The 19,913-nt window shown below is 33.8% G+C and carries 19 protein-coding genes; 3 read left to right on the forward strand and 16 right to left on the reverse strand.

Annotated features, from left to right (window positions below; all coding sequences use genetic code 11):
- Positions 1-65: 65 nt before the first annotated feature.
- Positions 66-422: a DUF3139 domain-containing protein gene (locus IEU88_RS01070; RefSeq protein ID WP_096808533.1), complete on the reverse strand. Its 357-nt coding sequence runs from the start codon at positions 420-422 to the stop codon at positions 66-68.
- A 398-nt stretch (positions 423-820) separates the two neighbouring features.
- Here IEU88_RS01070 and IEU88_RS01075 point away from each other — a divergent pair, with 398 nt between their 5' ends.
- From IEU88_RS01075 to IEU88_RS01085, 3 genes are all read left to right on the forward strand, one after another.
- Positions 821-1,261, forward strand: coding sequence for a MarR family winged helix-turn-helix transcriptional regulator (locus IEU88_RS01075; RefSeq protein WP_096808532.1), 441 nt, complete (start codon positions 821-823; stop codon positions 1,259-1,261).
- A gap of 242 nt (positions 1,262-1,503) precedes the next feature.
- Complete coding sequence (locus IEU88_RS01080) at positions 1,504-1,875, forward strand: Hsp20 family protein (RefSeq protein ID WP_103372688.1); 372 nt, start codon at positions 1,504-1,506, stop codon at positions 1,873-1,875.
- Positions 1,876-1,917: 42 nt separating this feature from the next.
- Positions 1,918-2,352: an Hsp20/alpha crystallin family protein gene (locus IEU88_RS01085; protein WP_096808530.1), complete on the forward strand. Its 435-nt coding sequence runs from the start codon at positions 1,918-1,920 to the stop codon at positions 2,350-2,352.
- A 135-nt stretch (positions 2,353-2,487) separates the two neighbouring features.
- On the opposite strand, the gene IEU88_RS01090 is transcribed toward IEU88_RS01085, so the two are convergent.
- The 15 genes from IEU88_RS01090 to IEU88_RS01160 form a co-directional block, all read right to left on the reverse strand.
- Positions 2,488-3,651 carry a nitrate/nitrite transporter gene (locus IEU88_RS01090; RefSeq protein WP_103372689.1) on the reverse strand — a complete coding sequence of 388 codons (1,164 nt, stop codon included), beginning with the start codon at positions 3,649-3,651 and terminating at the stop codon, positions 2,488-2,490.
- 559 nt (positions 3,652-4,210) lie between these two features.
- Positions 4,211-4,864: a nitrate respiration regulation response regulator NreC gene (nreC, locus tag IEU88_RS01095; RefSeq protein ID WP_103372690.1), complete on the reverse strand. Its 654-nt coding sequence runs from the start codon at positions 4,862-4,864 to the stop codon at positions 4,211-4,213.
- 21 nt (positions 4,865-4,885) lie between these two features.
- Positions 4,886-5,926 (reverse strand): sensor histidine kinase, encoded by a 1,041-nt coding sequence (locus IEU88_RS01100; RefSeq protein WP_096811195.1) that lies wholly within the window; start codon positions 5,924-5,926, stop codon positions 4,886-4,888.
- Positions 5,927-5,929: 3 nt separating this feature from the next.
- Complete coding sequence (gene nreA, locus IEU88_RS01105; protein ID WP_096808527.1) at positions 5,930-6,382, reverse strand: nitrate respiration regulation accessory nitrate sensor NreA; 453 nt, start codon at positions 6,380-6,382, stop codon at positions 5,930-5,932.
- Between the two features lie 14 nt (positions 6,383-6,396).
- Positions 6,397-7,074: a respiratory nitrate reductase subunit gamma gene (gene narI / locus IEU88_RS01110; RefSeq protein ID WP_096808526.1), complete on the reverse strand. Its 678-nt coding sequence runs from the start codon at positions 7,072-7,074 to the stop codon at positions 6,397-6,399.
- Entirely contained in the window at positions 7,067-7,642 is a 576-nt protein-coding gene (narJ, locus tag IEU88_RS01115; RefSeq protein ID WP_096808525.1) for a nitrate reductase molybdenum cofactor assembly chaperone, read from the reverse strand. Before narJ ends, narI begins: the two co-directional genes overlap by 8 nt.
- Positions 7,635-9,203, reverse strand: a complete 1,569-nt coding sequence (gene narH / locus IEU88_RS01120) for a nitrate reductase subunit beta (protein ID WP_103372691.1) — start codon at positions 9,201-9,203, stop codon at positions 7,635-7,637. The genes narJ and narH overlap by 8 nt, the downstream gene beginning before the upstream one ends.
- Positions 9,193-12,876: a nitrate reductase subunit alpha gene (locus IEU88_RS01125; protein WP_103372692.1), complete on the reverse strand. Its 3,684-nt coding sequence runs from the start codon at positions 12,874-12,876 to the stop codon at positions 9,193-9,195. The genes narH and IEU88_RS01125 overlap by 11 nt, the downstream gene beginning before the upstream one ends.
- Positions 12,877-13,197: 321 nt before the next feature.
- Positions 13,198-14,136 carry a uroporphyrinogen-III C-methyltransferase gene (gene cobA / locus IEU88_RS01130; protein WP_103372693.1) on the reverse strand — a complete coding sequence of 313 codons (939 nt, stop codon included), beginning with the start codon at positions 14,134-14,136 and terminating at the stop codon, positions 13,198-13,200.
- Complete coding sequence (gene nirD, locus IEU88_RS01135; RefSeq protein ID WP_096808521.1) at positions 14,127-14,441, reverse strand: nitrite reductase small subunit NirD; 315 nt, start codon at positions 14,439-14,441, stop codon at positions 14,127-14,129. The genes cobA and nirD overlap by 10 nt, the downstream gene beginning before the upstream one ends.
- Before the next feature lie 3 nt (positions 14,442-14,444).
- The gene (nirB, locus tag IEU88_RS01140; protein WP_103372694.1) at positions 14,445-16,850 is read right to left on the reverse strand and encodes a nitrite reductase large subunit NirB; all 2,406 of its coding nucleotides are present in this window, start codon (positions 16,848-16,850) and stop codon (positions 14,445-14,447) included.
- Positions 16,843-17,307, reverse strand: coding sequence for a precorrin-2 dehydrogenase/sirohydrochlorin ferrochelatase family protein (locus tag IEU88_RS01145; RefSeq protein WP_096808519.1), 465 nt, complete (start codon positions 17,305-17,307; stop codon positions 16,843-16,845). The genes nirB and IEU88_RS01145 overlap by 8 nt, the downstream gene beginning before the upstream one ends.
- Entirely contained in the window at positions 17,279-18,028 is a 750-nt protein-coding gene (locus IEU88_RS01150) for a sirohydrochlorin chelatase (RefSeq protein WP_103372695.1), read from the reverse strand. Before IEU88_RS01150 ends, IEU88_RS01145 begins: the two co-directional genes overlap by 29 nt.
- A gap of 140 nt (positions 18,029-18,168) precedes the next feature.
- The gene (locus tag IEU88_RS01155) at positions 18,169-18,705 is read right to left on the reverse strand and encodes a GNAT family N-acetyltransferase (protein ID WP_103372696.1); all 537 of its coding nucleotides are present in this window, start codon (positions 18,703-18,705) and stop codon (positions 18,169-18,171) included.
- A gap of 331 nt (positions 18,706-19,036) precedes the next feature.
- Complete coding sequence (locus tag IEU88_RS01160; protein WP_096808516.1) at positions 19,037-19,855, reverse strand: formate/nitrite transporter family protein; 819 nt, start codon at positions 19,853-19,855, stop codon at positions 19,037-19,039.
- Positions 19,856-19,913: the final 58 nt, after the last annotated feature.

Consider the following 19,913-nt stretch of genomic DNA (forward strand, 5'->3'; position numbering starts at 1 on the left):
CAGCCAACTTTATATTGCTTTTGCTCTAATCAATAAAATGATAACATCATTAAACAAATAACTTTTTAATCTTTAGGTTTATATTTCTCTTTAAACGTATTATGTTTTGCATCTTTTACATTTTTCTTAGTTTCTTCATCAAAACCTTGTACTAATATCCCCTTAAATGTGCTAACTGGTTGCACAACATAAGTATGTTCTGAATCATCTTTGAATTTAACTTCCTTATAATACAATCCTTTTTTAGCACTATATAAGGTTTTTTCAGATTGGATTTTTTCTGTTAAATGCGTTTCATCCATATAATTATCAACTAATTCCAAATTTTTGTGGCCTTGATACGTCCTTAAACCGAAGAAAAATGCCACTGCTAAAACCAATGAAAGCACCAATAGTCCTAAAATTTTTAAAAACGTCTTCATCTTTAATCTCCTTTTAATAAAAACAATCAATTAAATATTTTTTCATTCACCATTAAACCCATCAACTTTTTGTTAAAATACATAATATTCATATTATGAATGATAATAAATCATTTATAAAGTATTATATCTTTTTGTAACAAAATGTTCTTAAATTATGACTTTAATAAGTGATTAGATTTATTTCAAACAACGAATAAACGTACGTTTTTGTTTTAATTTTTCAGATGGTATGTACTTGTATTAAGGTTGAATTTCTTTTAAATAAGCAATATTCAATATGTCTACTCAGATAATACTTAAATAATAGTATAAAAATATTATGAATAAGGTGCACAACAGTTCCTTGACAATGTTCGTGGTTCATAATAAGGTTAAATTTCAAAAGGGGTGATTAAATGGAGGAAAAAATTAGCTACTTAGAAAAACAACTGTGCTTTCTTTTTTATGTTTCTTCTAAAGAAATTATAAAAAAATATACTACCTATTTAAAAGAGTATGATTTAACATACACTGGCTATATTGTTATGCTCGCTATAAAAAATGATGAAAAGATAAACATTAAAACACTTGGTCAACGTGTTTATCTTGACTCAGGGACACTAACACCTTTACTAAAAAAATTAGAGAAGAAAGGATATGTTAGTAGAACACGTGAGATTGATGATGAACGTAATTTACAAATCGCACTTACAGACCAAGGTGCTGAAATTCAAGAGGCATTATCCCATGTTTCTAGAAAAGTTTTTAGTGAATTCGATATGGATATTGAAGAAGCTATTCACTTAAAAGAAACTCTACAAAACTTCGTAAATAAAAATTTTAATAAAGAACTTTAATATATAAAGAGGCAAAGAAAAGTTTGGATGTTATAAATCATACATCTCATTTGAACTTATACTTGCCTCTATTTTTTTAATAAGTCATTTAAATATAATACTTTCAATATTTTGCGAATATCCTTCCATTACACTATGATGAAATTGAAATATAAATTACTTTTAACTTTCATGCTTTGACTTTGACTTTCTTTGACTATTGTATTATAATATGAATATAAGGTTAAAGGAGAGGTGAAAAGATGATGCAAAACACTCAAAATTTTCCAACAGATATAATTGAAAGTTTACTAACTGAGCATCATGATTTTAAAGTAGATGTGTATGAATCAAATGGTGCATATCAAGTCATAGCTGAACTCCCTGGTTATAGCAAAGACGATGTCACTATTCAATTTGAAGATAAAACATTAACGATTCGCGTAACACAAACTTCTACTACAACCGAAAACCAAGATCAATACTTGATTAGAGAGCGCAATTCAAATGAACAAAGTAGACAATTTATATTTAAAAATGTAGATAAAGAAAATATCAAAGCAACAATGGAAGATGGTATTTTAAGTGTTGAATTACCAATTAATCACACAAAAACACAAATTAATATTGACTAAATTATAAACTAAATATAATTAAATTGAAGGAGAGATGTTTTTATGGCTTTCAATATGAGACCTTTTGATAATTCATTTTTCGATGTGAACCCTAGCGATTTTTTCAAAGATTTTGGACGTCAAATCTTCGATCAATTCCCAGGCAGTAGCAATATTAAAACGGATGTTAAAGAATTAGAAGACGCTTACGTAGTAGAAGCTGAATTACCAGGAATGAAAAAAGAAAATATTAATTTACAATTTGAAGATAATATTTTAACAATTGAAGGTAAACAAACCTTCGAAAATAACAAAGAAGATGAAAATGGACGTATTATCCATCAAGAACGTAGCTATAGTGATGTAAAACGACAATACCAATTTGATAATGTTGATGAAAATGGTATTAAAGCTGCGTATGAAAACGGTATGTTAAATGTTACACTACCTAAAAAAGAGAAAGAAGAATCCTCATCTTCTAACATTCAAATAGATTAATCCATCTAAAAAAGGCAACGCTTTAAAATCAAGCGTTGCTTTTTTTATTTGTATTACTTTCTAGCTATTTATAAAGTAATCTAAATAAAACAACTACTATTAATGAATAGTTAACTATTTGACTATATTATTATATTAAACAGTGCTTACCTTGTTTCTTTTCAACATATGCATCATTGTTAACAAAGCAATCGTTCCAAATATAGCTAACAATATAAAAGCCAAATGACTTGTTCCTGTCATCATCGTTACATAAGATATAACAATAGGTGGGAAAAAGCCACCTAAGCCCCCCATCATAGAAACAATACCATTTGCAGAACCAGCCTCATTACTAAAGTAAAACGGTACAAGTTTAAAGATAAGCCCATTGCCTAACCCAGCACAAATACTAATGAGTAAACAACCAATTGTAAATAACAGAATATGATTTGAGATGCCTAAAATAATTGCGCCCACAATCATCAAAGAAAAATCAATCATCAATAATATAACGGCATTAAATTTGTCTCCTAATATCCCTCCCAAAGGCCTTAAAAATGTTGCTAATGCTATAAATACGCCTGACCGTAGACCAGCATCTACTTCGCTAATACCAAAGTCTTGTACAAGATAATTAGGTAAAAATAATCCAAATGCCACAAAAGCGCCAAAAGTAATAAAATACCAAAGTGATAAATAATATAATTTCAAATCTTTAAACAGACGTTTAGATTGTTCAATTAAAGGCACTTTAACCTTTTTCTCTTTTGCATCTCCAAATAAAAACATTAAAACTGCAAATAAAGCGATTACGACTAAATAACTTCTCACCGTCGTTTGCCAACCAATGATTGAAGCTATAGGTGGTGCCAAAAATGATGAAATTGCAGTCCCAATATTACCCATACCATATATACCATTTGCTAAGCCGACGCGTTCTTTAGGGAAGTATTTAGGGATAGATGTAACACCAACCGAAAACACAGCGCCACCGACGCCTAGAAAGAATCCTGAAGTCATTAACATCCCTGTTGTTTGAGCTTGACTTAAAAAATAAATTGGAAATAATAAAATAATAAAGCTACAGAAAAAGAGCCATTTAGCACCTATGACATTTGTTAAATAACCAAACGGTACCCTTAAAATAGAACCGAGTATAACAGGTATTGCTAATATAATAGAGAGTTGATTCCCAGATATATTAACGTCTTGTGAAATAAAAGGCATTAACGGTGCGATAATACTCCATGCCATGAACCCCACGACTAAACTTAAAGATTGTAAAGTTAATTGAAAACCGCCACTTGCTTTGTTCATTACATTCACCTACATTTACGTTTTTTAATTAAAACACTAGTATTCTACAAATGGCCTACAATAATCATGTATTTCATTATTAAGTATTAAGGAATTAACTATGAAAGGTAAAACTGGTGTAACATTTGAGTCTTTAAAATTTTTAACATCGTAGAATACTAGCTATATAGTTAGTGTAAAATCTTTGTGAAAAAATAAACATAAGGATTATCCCTTAACTTTTGTCAAATTCCCCCTATTTCTATATTCATGAATTGATTATAAATAGTTTGTAAAATCACCCTTATATGCATAAACTTTAGTTCATATCGTCTACTTAACCTAAGGCTTTTATATAAAAAAAAGACCCGTTTGGGTCCATGCTTTTTTATGAAGCATCACTTATCAATGGATTAAATTAACATTACTGGTGGCATATGTATGTTAGCCTATACAACGCGTTTACGTAAATGTATAGTTCTAACCAATCCTTAGAGGAGACAATGAAGTCATTAAAAAACATGTGATTTCTGTCCTATTCTCGGCGTTATGGTTTTACATGAATATATTATCTAATACACTAAAAATCAACTAGTTTTTTCTTCATCGCATATGCTACTAATTCAGGTTTCGATTTTAGTTCCAATTTTTGCATAATATGTGTCTTATGCGCTTCTACTGTTTTGACCGATACAAATAATTGTTCTGCTATTTCTTTATTACCATAGCCTTTTGCAATCAAAGGTAATATTTCAATTTCTCTTTTAGATAAAATTTTAAAAGGATCTGATGTTGAAGCTATATCTTGTGAAGTATTACTAATAAATTCATTTACAAGAGAAGTGGTTAGTTTCATATCTACATATGTCTCACCTTTATAAACAGTTCTAATTGCTAAAATGAGCTGCTCATCTGGAGCATTTTTTAAAATATAACCTTTTGCTCCATTTTTTAATACATGAAATAAGTATTCTTCATCATCATACATTGTTAATATTAAGATTTTTGTATCAGGGAAACTTTCAGCTATTTTACTGGTTGCTATTAGCCCAGATTCTCCTGGGGGCATACTCAAGTCCATCATTAATACATCCGGTTTATGTTCCATTACTTTTTGATATGCTTCTACACCATCAGCAGCAGTTCCCACAACTTCCATATCGTCCTGGTAGTTTAGAATCATAGAAAACCCTGTTCTGACAACCGCGTGATCATCTGCAATAACTATTCTCAAAATTAACTTCTCCTTACTCCCTTAAATTGGCACTTCTAAAGTCACAATCGTTCCTCTCCCAATTTGGCTATCAACATTCACTTCCGCATTAACTAATTCAGCGCGCTCATGCATGCCATAAAGCCCTAAACCAGTTCCTTGTGGTTGGTCTGTTTTAATAAATCCTCTACCTCTATCAACAACTTCAGCAATTAATCTATTATGATTATAATGTAAATCAATATCTACTTTATCGATATTAGCGTACTTAATGGCATTAAATAGTGCCTCTTGTACCACACGGTAAACAACCGTTTCAATTTCATTATCGAATCGTTGGGCATCTAAATTGGAATGATAAACAATTTTCATTCCATAATTCGATTCAACTTGTTTGAAATATGTTTTAAACGCTGCATCTAAACCTAAATCATCTAAAGAAGATGGTCTTAATTCAACAGATAAATTGCGTATATCATCTATAAGCTTGGACATCAACCCTTCGATGTGTTTTGAATCTTCAAGCAAATCAGCCATTTCTTGCTGATATTTTAATAATCTCAGCTCTACATCTATATTCAACATTTCTTGAACAACGCTATCATGCAATTCTCTAGAAATACGTTTTCTTTCATTCTCTTGTGCAGAAATTGTTTTTTGCATCATCTTACGTTGGTACATTTTATCATGACGCTCAATTTGCGGAGAAACATTTTGTAGAGTGAATACTTTAATGTCATTGATTGGATCAATCGTTTGGTATGTAGCAGTAAATGGCTCAACAGTACCTCTATTTGTTTTCATAAAAACCTGAAAACTTGTGTTTCCTACTTCTTCAGCTTCAAGAAAGCAATTTTTGCATGATTGTAAATCAAATTCATTTGTATAACCATCACATCGATTACATATAACATGAGTCATATCACGATAGTTCTCATCATTGGAAATAATATCTTTTGCAGCTTGATTCTTAGCAATGACTTTACCTTCATTATCAACGAATACTATCTTTTCTCTTGTGTTATTAAAATACTGCAATAATAATTGACTCATATCTTCCATCTGATTTATTTGCACTATCATCACCTAGTCTTCTTCTTTAAAAATACCTAACACATCACTTATTGAAAGTGTAGCATGCGCTAAAGGTAAGTTTTTTCTATTTCTCTGTCCTAAAAGCAAAACACCGTACACCTTATGGTTGTACCATAAAGGGATTGCCACCATTGCAGTTAAACATTCAGTTAAAACAATCGGATATTTATATTTTTCTGAAGGTAATAAACATTGGTCTACATTTTCAATAATCATACGTTTACCTGTCTTCATAACATTACCAGCAAGCCCTTTACCTTTTCTCAAGACAATCAGTTTATATCTAGTATTCAGATTGCCTGAAACATAATGCCATTTAATAGGTGATATTTGATTTTCTTGCTCATAAAACGCTAATCCCGCAAAGTCAAAACCTTCTCTTGTTCTAATTAAATCCAAAGCTGCTTGGTAATCAATCTTTTTATTTAAAAGCAATGAACTCAATATACGGCCCCCTTTTATACTTTATGTTTACGATAAATAATATAACTTCTACTCACATATGTTAATGGCACACTCCACACATGAACTAGTCTCGTAAATGGCCATAATGCCATAATTGTAAATCCTAACAACACATGGAATTTAAATGAGAGTGGTACATTTGCCATCAAAGCTGCATCTGGTGAAAAGATAAATAAATTTCTGAACCAAATTGATATGGATGCACGATAATCAAAATCGGGCGTCACAGCGTTAGTAACTAAAGTAGCGTAACACCCCATACAAACAATCAGTAATAATAAAAGGTTAACAATGATATCTGAAGCTGAACTGAGCTTTCTAATATTTTTTTGAGTGATGCGTCGTGCAGTTAATAACAACATACCTACCAATGTTATTATACCAAATATACTACCAATATACACTGCCCCTATATGATATAAATGATCGTTAACGCCAACCGCTCGTAACCAAGAAGCTGGAATAATTAAACCAACAAAGTGTCCAACCGCTACTGGAATAATGCCTAAATGGAACATGAGGCTCCCCCATCTCAAGCGTTTTTTTTCTATAAATTCACTCGATTTTGCCGTCCATGAAAACTTATCAAATTTAAATCTTGCAATATGTCCAATAAAAAATATAGCGATACATAGATAAGGAAATATAACCCATAAGAATTGATTAAACATTTGCTTTCACCTCATTTGTTGGCTCAATACACGCTTTTAGCGTTTCTCTTAAAGCTTTAACCAAATAATAATAAGGGCTATCTTGTTCTGCCAATTGATTTGCCATAGCGTACGTACCATCTTCAATAATCATAATGACAAACTCAATATTGCTTTTTGCTCTTGGGTCATTTTGCCATTGTGCAATATATAAAAATTCCAGCATTAGTGGTAAAAAATCAGATAACTCATTGTCCGCCATTTTCAAACCAAACATTTCGTATAGTACTTTTAATTTAGCTAATAATTGTCCCCGTTCTTTTTGAGTATCAAATTTATTATAAGTCATATACAACGGCGCCTTCTTATTAAAATCAAACGTGTCAGAATAGAGTTGTTGAACCTCTAAAAAACGATATGCATGTATGCGCTCTCGATATATAATAAGGTTATGATAAGCTGGATGGTCTGGATGAATGATACTTTCAAATGGTTTAGGATGTAATGTCAATTTTTCAGGAAAATCTAATTGTTGAGCGAAATATCCGAGTGTTTCTTGAAATGATTTAAATTGTGCGATATTAATCACGGAAAATCCCTCCATAGAAATTATCATTATATATCTCTTGCCCCGATTTTTCTGAAGCTGTGCCTACAGGTACGCCGCACCCTTCGCAATTTGAACCAAAATATTCTCCTCCATATCCTTGACTGCCTTGTGCATGGTACGTATCCATATAGGCTTCTTTATGAGAAGTTGGAATAACAAATCGATCTTCGTGCTTAGCAATAGCAAGTAAACGATACATATCTTTAGTTTGACGTTCGGTCAAACCTAATCTCTGTAACTTATCTTCATCAAATGGTTTATTCGTAACTTGGGCGCGCATGTAACTTCTCATCATCGCCATTCTTTGCAGTGCTTCTTTGACTGGTTCAGTTTTTCCCGCTGTAAGTAAACTTGCTAAATATTGTATTGGTAAACGCATTTCTTCAATAGCCGGGAAAATCATATCAGGATTTCTATTGGCATCCATCGCCGTTTTACCCTCGAAATAACTCATAATTGGACTTAGTGGAGGGCAATACCAAACCATCGGCATTGTGCGGTATTCTGGATGTAATGGGAATGCGAGTTTATATTCAATAGCTAATTTATAGACAGGTGAATTTTGCGCCGCTTCAATCCATTCCATAGAAATGCCATCTTTTTGTGCTTGTTCAACCACGCTTTCATCATATGGGTTTAAAAATAAATCTAATTGTTTTTCATATAAATCTTGGTCATTTTCTGTTGTAGCTGCTTCTTCAACTCTATCAGCATCGTATAAAAGTACTCCTAAATATCTCATTCGTCCTGTACACGTTTCTGAGCAAACTGTTGGTAAACCAGCTTCAATTCGTGGGAAACAAAATGTACATTTTTCAGCTTTATTTGTCTTCCAATTAAAATAAACTTTTTTGTAAGGACAACCTGTCATACAGTATCTCCAACCGCGACACGCTTCTTGGTCAACCAAGACAATACCATCTTCATCTCGTTTATACATAGCACCTGAAGGGCATGAAGCTACACAACTTGGGTTTAAGCAATGTTCACATAATCTAGGTAAGTACATCATAAACGTTTGATCAAATTTAAATTGAATATCTTCTTCAATACGTTGAACATTAGGATCTTCGGGACCTGTTACGTGTCCTCCAGCTAAATCATCTTCCCAATTTGGCCCCCATTTTAAATCTAATTTATCTCCTGAAATAATAGAGTGGGCTTTTGCTACTGGTGAATGATTTCCTGCTTTGGCTGTAGTTAAATGTTCGTAATTATAAGTCCACGGCTCATAATAATCTTTGATTACAGGCATATCTGGATTGTAAAATATTTTTCCAAGCGCGATTTTTGCCCATTTACTACCAGACTTGAGTTCTAATTTTCCTTTTTTATTTAAAACCCAACCACCTTTATAATGTGACTGATCTTCCCATCTTTTTGGATACCCAATGCCTGGTTTTGTTTCAACGTTATTGAACCACATATATTCTGCGCCGGGGCGATTAGTCCAAGTGCTTTTACATGTAACACTACATGTATGACAACCAATGCATTTATCTAAATTCAATACCATTGCAATTTGTGCTTTAATCTTCAAGCCAGTCTACCTCCTTCAGTTTTCTCACTGCTACATAAACATCTCTTTGATTACCTATCGGCCCGTAATAATTAAAGTGGTAACTGATCTGAGCATAACCTCCAACGAGCTGTGTTGGTTTTAAATGTATACGTGTAGGTGCGTTGTGCGATCCGCCCCGCGTATCCGTTAATTGTGAGCCAGGTGTTTCAATATGTTTATCTTGTGCGTGATACATAAACATTGTTCCTCTCGGCATACGATGTGATACTACTGCTCTAGCTGTTACAACACCATTACGGTTATACACTTCCAACCATTCATTATCTAGAATGTCATGTACTTTCGCATCTTCAGATGAAATCCACACTGTTGGTCCTCCCCTAAACAATGTCAACATGTGCTGATTATCTTGATAAGTGGAGTGGATATTCCATTTGCCATGAGGTGTTAAATAACGTAGTACAAGAGTATTTTGATCCATCGTCACTTTCTTGTCTCTCGCACCGAATACCATCGGCGGTAATGTTGGTTTATAAACAGGCAAATTCTCGCCAAATTGTTGGAAAATTTCATGGTCAATGTAATAGCTTTGTCTTCCAGTTAATGTTCTAAATGGTACTAAGCGTTCTACATTCGTTGTAAATGGTGAATATCTTTGACCATTTTTATTAGAACCCGGGAAAACCGCTGTCGGTATAACTTCTCTAGGTTGTGCCGTAATATTTAAAAACGAAATTTTTTCAGAAGCACGTTCACTTGAAATATCTTTCAATGGCATACCTGTTTGTTGCTCTAAATCTTCATAAGATTTTTGAGATAATTTGCCATTTGTTGCTGAAGAAAGATTTAACACTACATCTGCGGCGCGCCTTGCGGTATCTATTCTAGGCCGTTCATGCTTGATTGAACGCGCATCTGCATCGCTCCATGTACCTACCATACTTTTTAATTCTTCATATTGTTCGGCAACAGTAAAGCTCACACCATGCGCACCTATTTTTGCCTTTTCAAGCAGTGGGCCCACCGTAATAAATTTGTCATAAATTTTTGTATAATCTCTATCAACCACTGCAAACCCGGGCATCGTTTTACCTGGGACTGCCTCTATTTCACCTTTAGTCCAATCTTTAACAACGCCATTAACATTGGAGATTTCTTGCGATGTATCATGTGCCAAAGGCGTTGTGATTACATCTTTATAGACACCAGTTAAGTGAGTTTTCGCTGTTTCAGATAATGCTTTACTCAATGTTTTAAAAATATCCCAGTCTGAGCGAGACTCCCATAGTGGATCGATGGCTGGATTAAATGGATGCACAAATGGATGCATGTCTGTAGACGATAAATCATGTTTTTCGTACCACGTTGCAGCCGGTAAAATGATATCTGAATATAAAGGTGTAGCAGTCATTCTGAAATCTAATGATATAAGCAAATCTAATTTACCTTCTGTATCATCTCTCCATTTGATTTCTTCAGGCTTAGCTTCTTCGTTAGGTTCAGCCATCAAACCAGATTTAGCTCCAAGTAAATGTTTCATAAAATATTCTTGTCCTTTTGCGGAACTTGAAATTAAATTTGAGCGCCATAAAAATAAAGTTTTTGGGTGATTTTTCTTTAAATCAGGGTCTTCGATTGCAAATTTAGTTTCTCTAGCTTTAACTGAATCGATGGCCCTTTTTAATATTGCCTCATTATTAAACTCACCATTATCTCTGGCTTCTTCACCAAATGCCAAACTATTTTTATCAAATTGTGGATATGATGGTAACCATCCTAATTTTGCAGCTAATACGTTATAATCTGCCGGATGTTGATGTTTAATATTCTCTGCCAACGGAGATTTAATACTATCTACATTAGATTCTTCATATTTCCACTGGTCCGTAGCGAAATAAAACCAACTTGTACCATTTTGTAATCGAGGCGGGCCTTGCCAATCTTTTGCAAATGCTATTGTATTCCAACCTTCAATTGGTCTACATTTCTCTTGACCAACATAATGTGCCCAACCGCCGCCATTAACGCCTTGACAACCACACAGTAATACAAGGTTCAAAATAGAACGATAAATTGTATCTGAATTAAACCAGTGGTTAATGCCGGCGCCCATGATAATCATAGACTTTCCTTTGGTATCTATCGCATTTTGTGCAAATTCTCTTGCAACTTGCGTTACTACGCTTGATTTAACACTGGTGATTTTTTCTTGCCAAGCAGGCGTATAATATGATGTGGCATCTTCGTATCCCTTTGCTTCTAATTCATGCCCAAAGCGCTGTATACCATATTGACTCGTCATCAGGTCATATACCGTAGCAACGTATTTTTGTTCACCGTTGGCTAATGTTATTTCCTTAACAGCAATCGGCCTTTCAAAAATACCGTTTCCCTCGTTATCAAAGAACGGAAATTGAATCTGCTTTAATTCATATTCATCTTCTACAAGACTTAAAACGGGTTCTATTTTGTTACCATTTTCGTTTTCTAATTTAAGATTCCACTGTTTACCTTCTTCCCAACGTTGACCCATTGTGCCATTTGGTACAGTTAATTGTTGTGTCAATTTATCAAAAACAACTGGTTTCCAATCGCTGTGTGCTGTTTGTGTTCCTAAGTCTTCTGCTCTTAAGAAACGTCCTGCCTTGTACCCATTTTCGTCTTCGTCTAACATGATAATAAACGGCATATCTGTGTATTGTTTAGCATAATTAATAAAATATGGGTTAGGATGATTAACATAATATTCTTGTAAAATAACATGTGTCATGGCTTGTGCAACTGCTGCATCAGTTCCTGGATGTGGTGCTAACCAATTATCTGCAAATTTAACGTTTTCTGCGTAATCCGGTGCAACTGAAATAACTTTAGTACCTCTATAACGGACTTCTGTCATAAAATGTGCGTCTGGTGTCCTTGTTAGAGGCACGTTAGAACCCCACATCATAATATATGAAGCATTATACCAATCGCTTGATTCTGGAACGTCTGTTTGTTCTCCCCAAATCTGTGGTGATGCAGGCGGTAAATCTGCGTACCAATCATAAAAACTTAACATCTCACCACCAAGCAAGCTGACAAAACGCGCACCAGAAGCGTAACTCAACATAGACATAGCAGGTATTGGAGTAAAGCCTGCGATTCTATCTGGTCCAAATTTTTTAATTGTGTAAATGATTTGAGCTGAAATTAATTTAGAAACATCTTTCCAATTTGTTCGTACAAGGCCACCCTTTCCACGTGCTTGTTTATAAATTTTAGCCTTTTCTTCATCTTCTACAATCGATGCCCATGCAGCTACTGTATTGTTGTGATGCTTTTCTAATGCATCTGTCCATAATTCCCATAATTTACCACGAATATATGGATAACGAATTCTTAAAGGGCTATACTCATACCAAGAAAACGATGCACCACGCGGGCAACCTCTAGGCTCAAACTCAGGCATATCTGGGCCGCAACTTGGATAATCGGTTTGTTGGTTCTCCCATGTAATAACGCCGTTTTTCACAAACACTTTCCATGAACACGAACCCGTACAATTGACGCCATGGGTTGTTCTTACGACTTTGTCGTGGCTCCAACGTTCTCGATACATTTTTTCCCATTCTCTACTTTTACTTTCTAATACAGACCAATCACCATTGAATTTTTCAGTTGGTCTGAAAAACTTCATTCCAAACTTTTTCATTTTATACACCCTCTCAACATCGTTACCTATAAAATCTATATCATATGCATATCTGTGTTGTAGTTATCTTTTTGCTTTTCTTAATTAAATTGTACTTTTTTTCACAAATTCTATATATTAGGGATTTACCTAATTGAATATAAAAAAGCCCTAATTATCCAAAATCAACTGTTATTTGCACAGTTGATATAATTAAATAAAACACTTCTTTAAAATCAATATTAATAGTTGATTTTAGGGAAGTGTTTATTATGCGTTAAGGTATGCTTTTTTTATAATCATGACAGATTCATAAGCGTTTCGCGCGCTTCATATCATCGGTTATTCAATTAATTCTATATATTCATCAAATGTATACTTTTCTGTTATCTCATTAATAAGTTCTAATTGTGTTTCATGATACATTGACCTATCTTCTGGATTAATGATACAAAAATGCCCTTCGCTATATAGTGATAATGCTTTATCTATAGCAAGTTGGTAACCTCCAGTAATTAAGTAATTTTTTGTCGCCTTTTGTTTAAAATAATTTTCACAATCGATTTCAGACATTAATGAACCAACTAAAACCAAGCCAGGTGATCCTGCTTGTCTTTTTATAATTTGACCAATTGTCGTCACAGTTCCCTTAATTACTTTTTCCTGATAAGTAGAAATGTTATATACAACAACTACTGGGTAATCTATCTCTGTTTTCTGGTAGATTTGAGTCATCATTTCATTTAAATTTTTAATTCCCATATAAATAGCCAACGTGCCGTTTTTTAAGATTGCACTTATATCTACTTTTTTATGATTCTCTTTGCAAAAGTGCCCCGTTGTATAAGTAACATTTGTAGCAATTTTCCGTCCAGTAAGGCCCTGACCCATTATTGCCACTGCTGCACTAGCAGAAGTAATACCAGGTACAATTTCACAATCAATATTTTGTGCCTTTAAAGCAACGACTTCCTCACGCACTCGTCCGAAAATAGCTGGATCTCCACCCTTTAATCTCACAACACAACCATGTGAACTAGCTGCATCAATAAGTTGCCTATTAATTTCAGCTTGTTGAATATGTTTGTGGTAAGGTTGTTTTCCAACGTTAATGACTTTTATACCAGGCTTAGCTAGCTGTAAAATAAACGGATTTACAAGCCGATCGTATAAAATAATATCGGCTTGTCTTATCAAACGTTCTGCTTTACGTGTTAACAAATCTGGATCGCCTGGCCCAGCGCCAACAAGGTATACCTTCCCCTTCTTATTTAAAGACATATATAAACATCCCCATCGTGTATCACCGCTTGATAAACCTCTACACAACCCGTATCTGGCGATTGCACTAATCCTGTATTCATATCAATTTTTTGATCATGTAACGGACAATATACATAGTCTCCGCTAACAGTACCTTCTGATAATGGACCATCTTTATGTGGACATCGATTTTGAATTGCATGGATTTGTCCATCTTCAGTTAAAAATAGGCCGATTTCTTTATCTTCAATAACAACTTTTTTACCAATCAAGGGCGTTAATGAATCAATTGAAGACACTTTAATTTTAGTTTTAGAATCCATGATTTACACCTTCTCTACTTCAAATATTTGTCGTGCTTTTTTATGGTTTAAAAGTGCTGACCATGGCTCTTTATCCATTGCACTTTTAACTTTCATAATACGTTCATATAGTGTTGTTTGCTTTTTTTCATCCAATAAGATTGTGCTCACATTTTCAAAACCTAAACGTTCTAACCAGGGGGCTGTACGCTCTGCATAAATACCTGTTTCTCTATAATATTGCATAAACGCCCCACACAATTTGATAACTTCATCTTCCGTTTCGACTGTTGTTAAATATTGGCCAATAGTTACTTCAGTACCGCCATTGCCTCCAATATAAATTTGGAAACCATTTTCAACGCTAATAACACCAAAGTCTTTCACACCTGATTCTACACAGCTTCTGGGACACCCCGAAACACCCATTTTAAATTTATGCGGTGTATCAATATATTCAAATGCTTCTTCTAAACGAATGCCTAAACGTGTAGTGAATTGTGTACCAAATCTACAAAATGCTTTACCCACACAACTTTTTACTGAACGTGTTTTTTTACCATACGCTGACGCTGAACGCATGCCTAAGTCTGACCACACTTTAGGTAATAATTCTTTCTTAATTCCATAAAGGCCAATACGCTGTGACCCTGTCACTTTAACAAGTGGCACGTTGTATTTTTTAGCAACTTCGCCTAATCTAATCAGTTGTTCAGCGTCTGTGACACCGCCCCGCATTTGAGGAATAACAGAGAATGTGCCGTCATTTTGAATATTGGCATGATAGCGTTCATTGGCAAAACGTGATTCAATTTCATCTGTATGTTGGAACGGGTGGATCATATTGAGATAATAATTAATAGCTGGACGACATTTTGGACACCCATTTTTATCTTTAAAATCCAAAGCATGACGCACTTCTTTAGAGGTTTTAAGTGATTTTGCTCTAATTTGCGTTACAATTTGATCACGTGTCAAATCAGTACATGCACAAATGCCTGCCGGTTTATTTGCTACAAAATCATCCCCTAGTGTATGTTCAAGAATTTGTCCTATTTGTCCTTTACACTTTCCACAAGAATTACCTGCTTTCGTTAATTGCGTTACTTCGTCAATACTTGTTAACCCATTTTGTGTTATCGCATCAACGATAGTACCTTTATTGACGCCATTACAGCCACAGACTGTTTCATCGTCAGCCATATCCGCAATATTTAGACCGCTTGATTCACTGCCTTTATGTAAAAGCGAAACCATAGTATAGTCTTGAATTTCTTCTTTTTTCTTCATCATATTAAAAAATCTGGAGCCATCTTCTATGTCACCGTATAGCACTGCGCCAACAATATTGTCTCCTTTTAGAAAAACTTTTTTATAATGTTTATTAACGCTATCGAAGATTTCTATGCCTTTCACTTCAGCATCTTCACGTATTTGTCCAGCGCTATATAAATCACAACCTGATACTTTTAACGATGTGAACGTAGTCGATCCTTGATACCCTTCAGTTGGCATATGTGTTAAATAATCTGCTAACACCCTGCCTTGTTCATATAATGGAGCTACTAATCCATAAGTTTGTCCTCTATGTTCAGCACATTCTCCCACTGCATAAATGGATTCGTCACTTGTTCGCATAAAATCGTTCACCACAATACCTCTATTTACCTCCAACCCACATGATTGTGCCACTTGAGTATATGGACGAATGCCTACAGCCATCACAACTAAATCTGCTTTCAAGGTAGTCCCATCTGCTAATTCTATCCCTGTTACATCATGTTCACCTAATATTTTTTCTGTACGTGCTTCCATTTTAAAATGCATACCTTGAGCTTCTAAATCTGCTTTAAGTAATTCACCGGCTTTTTTATCTAATTGCATTTCCATCAACCATTCTGCAAGATGAATTACAGTAACTTCCATGCCTTGATCCATTAAACCGCGTGCACATTCTAAACCTAATAAACCACCGCCTATTACGATTGCATGTTTATTTGTTTGAGCAATCTCAATCATACGTTCAGTATCATCTATGGTTCTCCATCCTATTACACTATTTAATTGAGAACCTGGAATTGGTAGCACAAACGCACTTGACCCTGTAGCAAATATACAAATATCGTAATGGAATTGTTTGTTTTTTTCTGTGATAATTTCTTTTTTCTCACGATTAACTGATATAACTGGATCATTTGTAACCAATTCAATGCCATGTGTTTTATACCATTGATAACTATTCATAATGGTTTCTTTAACAGACATTTTCTTCTGCAAAATATTAGAAAGCATGATTCGATTATAATTTGGGTAGGGTTCTTTACCAATGATAGTAATTTCGTATTGCTCAGAGTCTCTTTCTAATATTTCTTCAATCGTGCGTAAACCTGCCATTCCATTTCCTATCATTACTAATCGTTTTTTAGACATGTTTATCCTCCTCATATACTTCTGCTAAAAACTGCTGTACTGCATGTGATACTTTCTTGACTTTGTTATAGTCTGTACCATTTGATCTAAATAAAATTTTCAAATCATGGTACTGAATTTCTGGCATATTATAGAAATCTGATTGTGTTTTGTCCCCTGTATGGTTAACAAGTTGATGTGGTAGTGCATCCTTTTTAACTTGATTATTTACTGAGGTATCGTTTGTTGCGATGATAATCATATCTGCTTTTTTAATGTCTTTACTGTCATAAGTTTTAGTTATTAATTTCAAGTTGGGGTGTTCTGTTTCAAAGAACTCTGGTAAAAATGTTTTGCTTATGATTGTTAATGAAATAATATCCTCATTAACTAATTGTTGAAATTTTCGATAAGCAATTTTTCCGCCACCTATAATGACAACTTGCTTATCAGCTAAATTGAGTTGTATCGGGTACATGATTACGTGCCTCCAATTGGGTAATTTGGTCTTTAATAATCAATTCCAATAAAGGGTGAAAATTTAATGATTTTGTAAATTCAATACAGCTATTATTTCTCATATATTGAATTTCACTTTTCATTTTATGAACTAAAAACCCATCGTATAAAAAGACAGGAACTACCAATATTTCTCCGCCCTCTGCCAATATCTCAGGTAACCGTTTTTTATAGCTATAATCCCCATATAGCATCACCATATTGATAGGTTTATTAGCAACATTACAATTATTTATTACTTGTTTAAGTTGTTCATTCGGTTGCTTATAACGTTCACTACCATGCGCAATAAAAACTATTTTGCTAATGGATGGGCTAACATACAGCGCGTTTTTAATTCTTTCATTTATGATGTTAACGATATGGTAGTGTGTTCCTAATGGTTGTGTAACCTGATACTCTATATACGGGTAATTGTTTTTAAGATGCTGTAATATTGTCGGGATATCTTGCAAATAATGTTTAGCTGAAAATAATAAAAGCGGTACGATGTTAAATTCATGTACACCTTGTTTCACTAGACTTGAAATCATGTTATATAAATGGTTAATATCACTTTCCAAAAATGTAATGTGAAAGTTGATACCACTTTCTTTCATTAGTCTATAGATGAATCGTTGTAACGCCTCATTTTGATAACCTCGTCTCATACCATGTATAACGAGTATATTTTCTCCCATGGCGCCCCCTCCCTTTACACTTGAATTGTAATATATTTCCAATGCTTTTTGTGAACAAATTCACAAAAAGTAAAAAAATAGGGAATCCCCTTAGTGAAAAACTAAAGGAATTCCCTATCATTTATTTAATTTTTATATCATTAAAACGGCGGTTCGCCCAACACGTCTTCATCAAATCGTTCTGGAATCAATACTTTTCTCATAATAACGCCTAAATCGCCATCATCGCTTTCATGCTCTGCGTATATTTCATAACCTCTTTTTTTGTAAATATCTAATAACCATGGATGTTTACGCGCAGAAGTTCCTAACGTAACTGCTGGTACTTTCAGTGTGTCTCTGAGATATGTCTCTTCAACATATCTCAACAATTTACCGCCTAAACCCTGTCCATCATATGATGGCTTAGTAGCAAACCACCATACAAATGGATAAATAGAAATACGGCGTTTACTTTCCCAAGGATAGCGCACTGTTATTGTAGAAATAATTTCTGACTCATTTTCCAAGACAAATGTTGTACCAGTTTGTAAATTCTTTTCAACCATTTCAACAGTAGCATTGACAGATGGCCAATCAATACCTAATTCTCTTAACGGCGTAAAAGCCTCATACATTAATTTTTGTAATTCTACTGCATCATCGATAACAGCAATTCTAATATTATATTCAGACATTATGTCACTCCCTAACGTTTCTCATCTATGCAATGATTTGAACTATACTGAGATCATTAATCACAATAAATACAATATTGTTTCTTTATAAATGAGTCAATTGATTTGTTTTATTTACTCACTAGAACACTAGAGCGCCAAAAACAATTTGTTGAGTGATTTAGCGATTATTTAAAATACGATATAAACCCCTTTACACCACTTGCTGATTTTATATTCGAGGCTAATCTATTTATTAATAGACAGCGCTTAAACTAAAAAAAGCTATGAAGAAACCTAACGTGAGAGGTACTCCACAGCTCAATTAACTATATTTAATTGGTTCATTTATTTAATTATGCAAGCTATCTCGTTTACCATTCAAGTAAGCATAGACTAAGCCTACGAATAGACCTCCACCAATAAAGTTACCAATAAAGGCAAATACGATATTTTTTAAAACATGTAACCAAACGACAGCATCAAAGTTATAAAATAACATGCCTGCATATAATCCAGCATTAAACACCACATGTTCATATCCCATAAATACAAAGACAATCACACCACATGCAATGAAAAAGGCTTTTGATAAACCATCTTTAAATTGAATAGAAACATAGATACCAATATTTATAAAAAAGTTACAGAAAATAGCTTTACCTAAAATGGCATACCATGAGGTATCGATCGTTTTTCCATCTACAAGTTCAGTCAAACTTGTAACCATTTCAGAAGTCATAATTGGCGTAAATTTCATCAAGCCAAATAATATGATGCCACCAATCATATTAAAAAAGAAACATACTAACATGATAATAAAAGCTTTATTCATACCGATTAACTTATAATACCAGCCAACTGTTAAATACATAAAATTACTAGTTAATAATTCAGAATGTGTTAACACAATTAATACTAAGGCTAAACTAAATGAAATAGCGCCTAATAAGTTAATGACACCTTCATTTGCACCAACCATTTGTGTCTTAAGCGCTAGCATAAAAACTGTCACAATAGCTAATAAGAAGCCTGACATAATTGATTTTAAAGCATAACGTCCGCGGGTTTGATCAAACATAACTTCTTTCATCTGTACCTGATTGTTAATATTATCAATTGTTTCTCTAGACATATATGTATCTTTAATAGATTTATGATTTTCTATCATAATGACACTCCCCCCCTTATAAATTTCATCGAATAAACACCCCACACGTATAAATCTA

This window comes from Staphylococcus nepalensis (genome assembly GCF_014635045.1).
In the GTDB taxonomy this organism is placed as follows: domain Bacteria; phylum Bacillota; class Bacilli; order Staphylococcales; family Staphylococcaceae; genus Staphylococcus; species Staphylococcus nepalensis.